The organism is Acrocarpospora phusangensis (genome assembly GCF_016862995.1).
GTDB classification, from domain to species: Bacteria; Actinomycetota; Actinomycetes; order Streptosporangiales; family Streptosporangiaceae; genus Acrocarpospora; species Acrocarpospora phusangensis.
This window is the reverse complement of sequence record NZ_BOOA01000148.1, coordinates 1-9,453: the sequence shown is the minus strand read 5'-3', so window position 1 is coordinate 9,453 and position 9,453 is coordinate 1. Positions and strand designations below refer to the sequence as shown.

The 9,453-nt window shown below is 72.1% G+C and carries 10 protein-coding genes; 7 read left to right on the top strand and 3 right to left on the bottom strand.

The window, feature by feature from the left end; genetic code table 11:
* Window positions 1–171 precede the first annotated feature (171 nt).
* The 5 genes from Aph01nite_RS39940 (at window position 172) to Aph01nite_RS39920 (ending at window position 4,117) form a co-directional block, all read left to right on the top strand.
* The gene (locus Aph01nite_RS39940) at window positions 172–909 is read left to right on the top strand and encodes a helix-turn-helix domain-containing protein (protein WP_275419364.1); all 738 of its coding nucleotides are present in this window, start codon (window positions 172–174) and stop codon (window positions 907–909) included.
* 29 nt (window positions 910–938) lie between these two features.
* Complete coding sequence (gene rimO, locus Aph01nite_RS39935) at window positions 939–2,354, top strand: 30S ribosomal protein S12 methylthiotransferase RimO (protein ID WP_204046294.1); 1,416 nt, start codon at window positions 939–941, stop codon at window positions 2,352–2,354.
* 77 nt (window positions 2,355–2,431) lie between these two features.
* Window positions 2,432–3,013 (top strand): CDP-diacylglycerol--glycerol-3-phosphate 3-phosphatidyltransferase, encoded by a 582-nt coding sequence (pgsA, locus tag Aph01nite_RS39930; RefSeq protein ID WP_204046296.1) that lies wholly within the window; start codon window positions 2,432–2,434, stop codon window positions 3,011–3,013.
* The gene (locus Aph01nite_RS39925; protein ID WP_204046293.1) at window positions 3,010–3,510 is read left to right on the top strand and encodes a CinA family protein; all 501 of its coding nucleotides are present in this window, start codon (window positions 3,010–3,012) and stop codon (window positions 3,508–3,510) included. Before pgsA ends, Aph01nite_RS39925 begins: the two co-directional genes overlap by 4 nt.
* Before the next feature lie 250 nt (window positions 3,511–3,760).
* Window positions 3,761–4,117, top strand: a complete 357-nt coding sequence (locus Aph01nite_RS39920; RefSeq protein WP_204046292.1) for a helix-turn-helix domain-containing protein — start codon at window positions 3,761–3,763, stop codon at window positions 4,115–4,117.
* A gap of 6 nt (window positions 4,118–4,123) precedes the next feature.
* Here Aph01nite_RS39920 and Aph01nite_RS39915 read toward each other — a convergent pair whose 3' ends face one another.
* From Aph01nite_RS39915 to Aph01nite_RS39905, 3 genes are all read right to left on the bottom strand, one after another.
* Window positions 4,124–4,924, bottom strand: a complete 801-nt coding sequence (locus Aph01nite_RS39915) for an Fpg/Nei family DNA glycosylase (RefSeq protein ID WP_204046291.1) — start codon at window positions 4,922–4,924, stop codon at window positions 4,124–4,126.
* A gap of 10 nt (window positions 4,925–4,934) precedes the next feature.
* The gene (locus tag Aph01nite_RS39910; RefSeq protein WP_204046290.1) at window positions 4,935–5,399 is read right to left on the bottom strand and encodes an RrF2 family transcriptional regulator; all 465 of its coding nucleotides are present in this window, start codon (window positions 5,397–5,399) and stop codon (window positions 4,935–4,937) included.
* Between the two features lie 61 nt (window positions 5,400–5,460).
* Window positions 5,461–7,305: an endonuclease/exonuclease/phosphatase family protein gene (locus Aph01nite_RS39905; RefSeq protein WP_204046289.1), complete on the bottom strand. Its 1,845-nt coding sequence runs from the start codon at window positions 7,303–7,305 to the stop codon at window positions 5,461–5,463.
* A 161-nt stretch (window positions 7,306–7,466) separates the two neighbouring features.
* On the opposite strand from Aph01nite_RS39905, the gene Aph01nite_RS39900 reads away from it, so the two are divergent.
* Window positions 7,467–8,645, top strand: a complete 1,179-nt coding sequence (locus Aph01nite_RS39900; RefSeq protein ID WP_204046288.1) for an ROK family transcriptional regulator — start codon at window positions 7,467–7,469, stop codon at window positions 8,643–8,645.
* Window positions 8,646–8,731: 86 nt separating this feature from the next.
* Window positions 8,732–9,453, top strand: a 722-nt coding sequence (locus Aph01nite_RS39895; protein WP_204046287.1) for a hypothetical protein, incomplete at its 3' end; no start/stop codon positions are given.

Sequence of the window (9,453 nt, the reverse complement as noted above, 5' to 3'; positions counted from 1 at the left end):
GACCTGCCCGGCCTCCTGGCGGACCTGCGCGGCGGGGACGCGACAGCGGGCGAATAAGGCCTTCAGCCCCTCCATCGGACAAAAAGGGCCCCCCGCTGCGCAGCGTCACGAATGTAACTGATTGAATGTGAACCACTACGCAACGTCCGGGGCTGCAGGAGGCGTTGAGCAATGTCAATCGGGGCAACACTGTCGGGGGCACGGCAGTCGGCGAGGCTGTCCGTGTCCGAACTGAGCGAACTGACCAGAATCCGGGAAGCCGTGATCGACGCGGTGGAACGGGATGACTTCTCCAGCTGCGGGGGCGACTTCTACGCCCGCGGCCACCTCCGGGCGCTCGCCAAGGCGCTCGGGCAGGACCCGGACGTGATCGTCCGGGAGTTCGACGAGACGCACGCGGGGAAACAGGGGCCGGTATCGGCCACCGAATTCTTCAAATGCGACAATCCCATCAAGCTGTACGAACGCCCGAAAGCCAACTGGACCATGGCCATGGCGGCCGCGCTGGGCGTCGTGCTCGTGTTCGGACTGATCCGGATCATGGGCAGTACCGACGCGCCGGTGAAGTCCGTGGCCAAGGTGGCGCCCGCGGCGCCCAAGGCCCAGGCCAAGCCCGCGGTGCCGGTCACCCGGCCGGTCACGGCCGTGGCCGACCTGGTCACCGTGAAGATCTCGGCCACCAACGCGGCCTGGGTGAAGGTGCGGGACGTCAACAACAAGATCCTCTACCAGGGGATGATCTCGACCGGGGACTCGGAGACCTTCCGGACCCGGAAGAAGATCAAGCTGACCTTCCGTGACGCCGGGGCGGTCCGGCTGGAGGTCAACGGCAAGGACCTTGGAGCTCCAGGACGAACGGGAGAAAAGGTACGTCGCTCGTTCGGGCCGGGGGTCCCGAGTCCCCGGTAGGTTCCGACTCCCGATACCGTAGTTTCATCATGTCTTCTCGCCGAACCGTATCGATGGTCACCCTGGGTTGCGCCCGTAACGAGGTCGACTCGGAAGAGCTCGCCGCGCGTCTGGAATCCGCGGGCTGGCAGCTGGGGGACGACGATCCCGACGTCATCGTGGTGAACACCTGCGGCTTCATCGAGTCGGCGAAGAAGGACTCGATCGACACGCTGCTGGCCGCCGCCGACTCGGGTGCCAAGGTCGTGGCGGCCGGCTGCATGGCGGAGCGGTATGGGGCCGAACTGGCCGACGCGCTGCCCGAGGCGGCCGCGGTCATCTCCTTCGACGACTACACCGACATCGGAGGGCGGCTGGACGACGTGCTCGCCGGCCGCCCGCTGAAGCCGCACTCCCCGCGCGACCGGCGCACGCTGCTGCCGATCAGTCCGGTGGAGCGGGCCAAGAGCACCGCGCACATCCCCGGCCACGGCTCGCTCGCCGCGCTCCCGGAGGGGCTGGCCCCGGCCAGCGGTCCCCGGACGCTGCGCAAGCGGCTCAGCGGGGGCCCGGTGGCCTCGCTCAAGCTGGCCTCGGGCTGCGACCGGCGCTGCACCTTCTGCGCCATCCCGGCCTTCCGGGGGGCGTACGTGTCGCGGCAGCCCGACGACCTGGTGGCCGAGGCCGTCTGGCTGGCCGGGGAGGGCGTGCGCGAGCTGGTGCTGGTGAGCGAGAACTCCACGTCGTACGGGAAGGATCTGGGCGACCTGCGGGCGCTGGAGAAGCTGCTGCCGCGGCTGGCGGAGGTCGACGGCATCGACCGCGTCCGGGTCAGCTACCTCCAGCCGGCCGAGCTGCGTCCCGGCCTGCTCGACGTGATCGCCGCCACCGAGGGCGTCGCGCCCTATTTCGACCTCTCCTTCCAGCACGCCAGCGGCCCGGTGCTGCGCCGGATGCGCCGCTTCGGCGACCCGGCGCGCTTCCTGGACCTGCTGGCCCAGGTGCGCGAGCGCGCCCCCGAGGCGGGTGTGCGCTCCAACTTCATCGTGGGCTTCCCGGGCGAGACCGAGGAGCAGTTCGAGGAGCTGGTCGGCTTCCTGACCGAGGCCAGGCTGGACGTCATCGGCGTCTTCGGCTACTCCGACGAGGACGGCACCGAGGCGGCCTCCTTCGACGGCAAGCTGGACCCGGACGTGGTGGCGGAGCGGGTGGCCGCCCTGACCGAACTGGCCGAGGAGCTGACCGCCCAGCGCGCCGAGGAACGCATCGGCACCGAGCTGGAGGTGCTGATCGAGGAGGACCTGGGCGACGGCGGCTACGAGGGCCGCGCCGCCCACCAGGGCCCCGAGGTCGACGGGGCGGTGACCGTCCAGGGCATCGGCCTGCTGCCCGGCCAGATCGTCCGCGCCGTCGCGGTGGATTCGGAAGGGGTTGACCTGATCGCCCGCATCAAGGCTGGTTCGTGAGCGAGAGCAGCGAGCAGACGGCACAGAAGTCCGACGCCGAGGCACCCCTGGTCTCGGCGGCGATGGCTGACGCGGCGATGCCCGACGCGGGAGGCCTGGAGCCCCCGATGGCCAGCACCTGGAACATCGCCAACGCGCTCACCGTGGCCCGGCTGGCGATCGTGCCGGTCTTCATCGTCTTCATGTTCGTGGACGGCGAGGGCTGGCGCGTCGCCGCGCTCTCCGTCTTCCTGGTGGCCTCCCTCACCGACCAGCTGGACGGCTGGCTGGCCCGGCGGTACGGGCTGATCACCGACTTCGGCAAGATCGCCGACCCGATCGCGGACAAGGCCCTGATCGGCTCGGCCCTGGTCTGCCTGTCCCTGCTCGGCGAGATGGCCTGGTGGGTGACCGCCGTGATCATCGCCAGGGAGCTGGGGGTGACGCTGCTGCGGTTCGCGGTCATCCGGCACGGGGTGATCCCGGCCAGCTACGGCGGCAAGGTAAAAACTGTGCTACAAATCCTGGCCATCGCGCTGTACATCTGGCCGGGGGTGCCCGACCTGGCCCGGCTGGCGGCCATGGGCCTGGCGCTGCTGGTCACCGTGGCCACCGGCCTGGACTACGTCTTCCGCGCGATCCGGCTGCGGCAGGTGGCGCGAAGGTCGCGGGCCGCGTGACGGACTCCCGGCTCCCGGCGGCCGTCCTGGCCGCGCTGGTCGAGCGCGGGGCCACCGTGGCCGTGGCGGAGTCGCTGACCGGCGGTCTCATCGGCGCGGCCCTGACGACGCCCAGCGGCGCCTCCGCGGCCTTCGCGGGGGGCGTCGTCGCGTACGCCACGGAGCTCAAGGCGCGGCTGCTGGGCGTGCCTGAGGCCCTGCTGGCCAGGGAGGGAGCCGTGCACCCCGAGGTGGCCGCCGCGATGGCGGCCGGGGTCCGCGGCCTGGTGCGCGCCGACTACGGCCTGGCCGTCACCGGCGTGGCCGGCCCCGACCCCCAGGACGGCAGGCCGGTGGGCACCGTGCACGTGGCCGTGGCGGGCCCGGAGAACGGGCTCTGGCACCGCGACCTGCTGCTGAGCGGGACCCGCGAGAAGATCCGGGCGCACACCTGTCAGGAGGCGCTCGACCTACTTCTAGGTGTGCTGCAGGTCAATTCGGGGGAACATTCCGGGTGATTACCGCGTTACGTCCCCAGCGAACATGCTCACCTCGGTCTGCCGCGGTGTCGCTCGATACAGGTACGGTGGAGCTGTGAGTGAGGTCCGTGAGCCATCGGCGAGGAGTAAGGCAAGGACGCGCCCGGCGAAGGGGCCGAGCGATCCCCTGATGACAGCGAGGAATATGTACGAAGGGCGAGGAAAGCGATACGAACCGACAACGCGGAACGTCGTGCCATCGACACCCGCGCCGGGGAGGGAGCGACAGATGGTCCTGCTGCGTCAGCTGCTCGGTGACGTCCTGCGGCGGCTGAGAGTGCGTCAGAGTCGCACGCTTCGCGAGGTCTCCACGCTTGCCCGCGTCTCCCTCGGCTACCTGTCCGAGGTGGAACGCGGCCAGAAGGAGGCGTCCTCGGAGCTGCTCGCCTCGATCTGCGGCGCCCTCGGCGTTCCGCTGTCGCAGGTGCTTCGTGAAGTGTCCGACCAGTTCGCGCTCGCCGAGCTGCAGCACGCCCCGGTTCTGGCAGATGTGCCGGAGCACGAGCGTCTGCCCATCTCGGAGACCGTGCCCTCAGGTCCTGAGTTCGGGGGATTCCCCGAGGTCAAGGACATGGTGGCGGCCTGACCCCGCCTAGCTTGGCTGACAGGTCCGGCACCAGTAGACCAGCCGTTCGGCTGGTGCTGTCCCCATCTCCCCACTACTGATCGGGTTTCCGCAGACACGGCAGGGGCGGCGTGCCCTGCCATAGACGAACAACGCACGCCCCGGCCTCGGGTCGCCGGTCGTCACCGGCCCGCCCGGCCCTTCCTTGTTCGATTCCATCAGGCGGTGCGCGAGCTCGACCAGCTCCGCCAGGTCCGCCGACGATTCCCCCGCCCCCACCGCTCCGACTTCGCGCCACGGCGACAGACGCGCCAGGAACAGCGTCTCGGCCCGCCAGATCGTGCCGATCCCCGCCAGGTTGCGCTGGTCCAGGAGCGCTTCTCCGATGGTGCGCCCGGGTTCCCGCGCCAGGTTGGCCGCGGCCCGCTCCGGGTCCCAGTCCGCTCCCAGCAGGTCGGGGCCGAGATGGCCGACGATCCGGTCCTCGCGCGCGGTCGGGAGCAGGTCCACCATGCCGAGCCGTACGCCGACGGCCTGCCATTGCTCGTTGGCCAGGATCAGGCGGATGACGTCGCCGCGGGGGAGCGGGCGTCCGGCCGGATGCACGCGCCAGCTGCCGTCCATGCGCAGGTGGGTGTGGACGGTCAGGTCGCCCTCGACGCGGGTCAGCAGGTGCTTGCCGCGGGACTCGGTGCCGAGCACGCGCCGGCCGCGCAGATCGGCGGTGGCGTAGCGAGGGACGCGGAAGTCGGATCTGGTCAGCACGCGGCCGTCCAGCGCGGCGCGCAGCCGTTTCGCGGTGCGGTAGACCGCGTCCCCCTCGGGCATCAGACCGGCGTCAGACCGGGGTGTGCGAGTCCCAGGCCGAGGGGTCGTTGGACAGGTCGGTCACCCGCTTGGGCAGCTCACCGCTGGCGATCTGGTCGAGGGTGACCTCCTCCAGGATGGCCCGCTCGCTGGCCCGCAACGCGATCCAGACCTGCTGCAGCGCCTGCGCGGCGCCGGTGTAGCCGACATGTTCGGGGCGCTCGCCGCGCACGTTGGCCAGGGGACCGTCCACGGCGCGGATCACGTCGGCCAGGGAGATCTGGGCGGCGGGGCGGGCGAGCACGTAGCCGCCCTCCGGGCCGCGCTGGCCGCGCACCAGACCGGCCCTGCGCATCTGCAGCAGGATGTTCTCCAGGTATTTGGGCGGCATCTCCTGGCCCTTGGCGAGCTCGCCCACGGTGGTGGGCCCCTCCCCCGACGCGGCGAGTTCGGCGGCGGCGCGGAGAGCGTAGTCGACACGGGCAGAAAGTCGCATGTAGTTGATTATCCCGCTCGGTTGGCAATGGTTGGACGGCAACCCCGCAAATCTGCCCGGTTCAGCCGACGCGCAGCCGCACGACGACCGGCAGATGATCGGAGTACGGCACCCGCGGCACCGACGCCTCCACCACCCGCACCCCCGCCGTGACCAGCACGTGGTCGATGCGCTTGACCGGATTCCCGGCCGGCGAGGTGGGCGGGTCGCCCAGCGCGATCAGCGGATCGGTGAACCCCGCGGCTTCGAGCACGCGCATCTCCGGATCCTCCTTGGTGATGTTGAGGTCGCCCGCCAGGACCACCGGCCGGGACGCGCCGAGCTGCCCGGCCAGCGCCGCCACTTCGGGAGCCTGGCCCGCGGTCGCCTGCAGATGGGTGTTGAGCACGCCCACCTCGCGCCCGCCCACCGACAGCACGGTGGCCTGGGCCTGCGCCCCCGTCGGGTGGCCGTGGTGGCCGAGCGGGTGCGAGCGCACGGACGTCACGGGCAGGTTGGTGAGCAGCGCGTCGCCCCAGAGCCGGTCGGCGGCGGGCGCGAAGTAGTACCGCATGCCGAGCCCCCGCGCGATCCGGTCCAGGTCGTCGTGGCCGCCGTTGAGCAGCCAGCCGCGGTCCACCTCGCTGAGCAGCACCACGTCGGGGCGGACCGACCGGGCCCAGGCGGCGATCCGGTCCAGGTCGAGGGTGCCGGCCAGGCCGTACCCCATTCTGATGTTGTACGCGACGAGCGTGAACTCCGTGCCCTCCACGGTCTGGGTGGCCGGGAGGGTCCGCCAGGTCAGCCCGGCGACCACGATCGGCGGGAGCAGCAGCCCGGCGAGGGTGCCGGAGACCAGCACGGGCAGCCGTACGGCCGGGGCCGGGATGAGAGGGCCGCCGTGGCGGTGGCGGAATCCGGACAGGGCGGTCAGGGCGACGGCCACGCCGACGACGGGCGGCACCACGGTGTTGGGGAAGCCGAGATCGGCGTCGTAGGAGGCGTAGTACGCGAACGTGGCCACCAGGAACAGCAGCGTGCCGCCGAGCAGCGCGGCTCCCGGCCGGCGCCGTCCCGGGTTGAGCGCCGCCAGGCCCAGGCAGCCGCCCAGCCCGGCCGCCAGCAGGGTCGCCTGCGCGAGCCCGGCCACCGGGGAGAAGACGCCGAGCAGCAGCCCGGCCGGGAACAGCACCCGGTAGACGGCGACCGGGGCGCCGGCCAGGAGCGGCGCGATCGCGAACGGGACCAGGCTGAGGCAGGCCACCCCCAGCGCCGCCACCGAGGCCGCCGCGACCGGCTCGCTGGTGCTCCCTGACCATTCGGCCGCGCTCGCCGAGCCGGGACCCAGGTACTGCCCCGCCAGGAAGAGGGCGGGGCCGAGGAGGAACCACATCGCGGTCGGGGCGCCGTCCTGCGCCGGTTCGACGCGCAGGACCGACCACAGGAACGCGGCCGGGAGCAGGACGGCGGGCAGCCACGGGAGCGGGCCGTCCCGCCAGATCAGGTCCATGTGGTCCAGGGCCAGCTGCAGCAGGCCGCTCAGGGCGAGGCCCAGGGCGATGCCGACGGGGGCGGCGGCGCGGGGGAGGGTGCGGGCGGAGCCGTACAGGAAGAGGAGGCCGGTGGTGACGCTCGCGGCGGAGAGGTAGAGCTGGGGGTCGCCGCCGTCGGTGGCCTGGAGGCAGATCCTGGTGGCGGCGAGACCGGCCGCGCCGCCGATCAGCACCGCGCGGGGGCCGATGAGGCGGGCGATCGGGATGGCGAGGAAAGAGAGCACGAACCAGAAGGCGGCGAACAGGCCGAGTCGTTCGGGCGGGGTGTCGCCGGCCTGGCCGTACAGGGTGATGAGGGAGGGCAGGAAGACCCGCAGCGCGTCGAGGAACAGCAGGAGGCCAAGGGTGAGGGCGGCGATCGGCCAGCGGGACATGAGCACTCCTCCGCGTGGGACATGAGTGATCCTCGTAGTCCGCGGGAGGGGTATCAAGAGCCAATTTCCGGACCGCCGCCGAGTCGCTAAGCTGGCAGGAAACTTTGTTGATATTTTTCGCAAGCTGCGTTAACCCGGGGGCGATCATAGAAAGCAGGAGCATGGAGCGACGTCCTGGCGTGCCCAGGCTGCTCCGGGAGATCAACGACCGGGCCGCGCTGGAACTGCTGCTCGCCTCAGGACCGCTGACCCGGGGGCAGATCGGCGACCTGACGGGCCTGTCCAAGGTCACCGCCTCCCAGACGCTCTCCCGGCTGGAGGAGCGCGGCCTGGTCGAGGTGGTCGGCGAGCAGGCCGGCAACCGCGGCCCGAACGCCGCGCTGTACGGCGTGATCCCCTCCTGCGCCTACGTCGCGGGGCTCGACGTCGGCCCGGAGTTCGTCACCGCCGCCATCGCCGACATCAACGGCGACGTGGTGGCCGAGGTGACCGCCTCCCCGAACGGGCACGACGACCCGGTCTCGGTCGTGCACAACGCCGTGGTGAAGGCGTGCAGGTCGGCCAAGGTGGCGCTGTCCCGGCTGCGCGGCGTGGTGATCGGCACGCCAGGCGTGGTGGACCCGCGCACCGGCGACGTGCACTTCTCCTTCGACCTGCCGGACTGGCACGAGGGCATCCACGAGGCGCTGGCCCGGGACCTGCGCCGGGACGTCACCATCGAGAACGACGTGAATTTGGTGGCCATCGCGGAACGCGCCAAAGGCGCGGCCCAGCAGGTGGACGACTTCGTGCTGCTCTGGGTGGGCCGGGGCATCGGCCTGGCCGTCGTCCTCGGCGGGCGCCTGCACCGGGGCCGCTCCGGCAGCGCGGGCGAGATCGGCTACCTCCCGGTGCCCGGCGTCCCGCTGGCCGAGGACATCCGCGCCACTCCCGGACGGCTGCCGTCGCTGGCCGGCGGCCTCCAGTCCCTGGTCAGCTCCGAGGCGGTCATCGAACTCGCCGCCGAGTACGGCTTCACCGCCGACACCGCCGCCGAGGCCGTCACGGCCGCCGTGTCCGCGGGCGTCGAGGGAGACCGGCTGCTGGACGAGATCGCCTCCCGGCTGGCCCTGGGCGTGGCCTCGGTCTGCGTCGTCCTGGACCCGGGCCTCGTGGTGCTGGCCGGCGAGGTCGGCCAGGCGGGCGGGGTCTCCCTGACCGGCCGGGTGGAGCAGGCGGTGGCCCGAATCTGCCCGATCCGCCCCCAGGTGGTCACCAGCGAGGTGACCGGCAGCCCGGTCCTGCGCGGCGCGGTGATCGCCGCCCTGGAGCAGGCCCGCGAGGAGATCTTCGCCTCCTGACGGTGTGACGCATTCGTTACGCCCCTAGGCGTATCTGACCCCGGGGGCCGCCCTCTCTTCTGTGCGGAGAAGAGATGGAGGTCCCGATGTGGGCGATTGACTACCTGGGGGAGCCGGACGGGGAGCCGGAGGCTCCGGACGCCGGCGCGGCCCCCTTCTTCCCGCGCGAGATCCTGGCCCGGCACGGCGCCCGGGTGCTGGACCCAGCGACCGCGCCGCTCGGGCCCCGGAGCGAGGTGCCGGGCTCCACCGTCTACCACGGCGACATGCTGCTGGTGCCGGTCCAGGTGCTCACCGACCCGGTGGTGTCGGAGTGGTTCACCGGAACGCTCGACGAGATCGGGCTGGCTCCCCAGCTGCCGGAGGACACCGGGGGCGATCCCGGCGAGGAGCCCGTCCAGTGGCGCGCGGTCGTACTGCGGGTCGCCCGCGGCGTGGCCGAGGTGGACGCCTGGGCGGCCCTGCAGCATCTGCGGTCCCGGCTGCCCAACCCCTTCGGGACGGCGGGCCTCAGCCCGGCCCAGCGCCGCATCCTCGGGTACGGCGGCCGGATCGGCCTCAACCACCTGCTGGTGGGCTCCGCCGTGGTCCGCGCGTCCGCCGTCGGCGGCGAGCCCGTCACCGACGGCCACGGCCTCCCCGGTGACGCGCCGGCCCGAGGCGGCTTCGGGTACGCGAGCCGTCTGCCGGTGCAGGTCGTCTGGCCGAAGCCGGTCCCGGACCCGTCCTTCACCGGCCGCCGCCCGGTGGTCGCGCTCGTCGACAGCGGCAGCGCCCGCCACGACTGGTTCGACTGGCGGGACCAGCC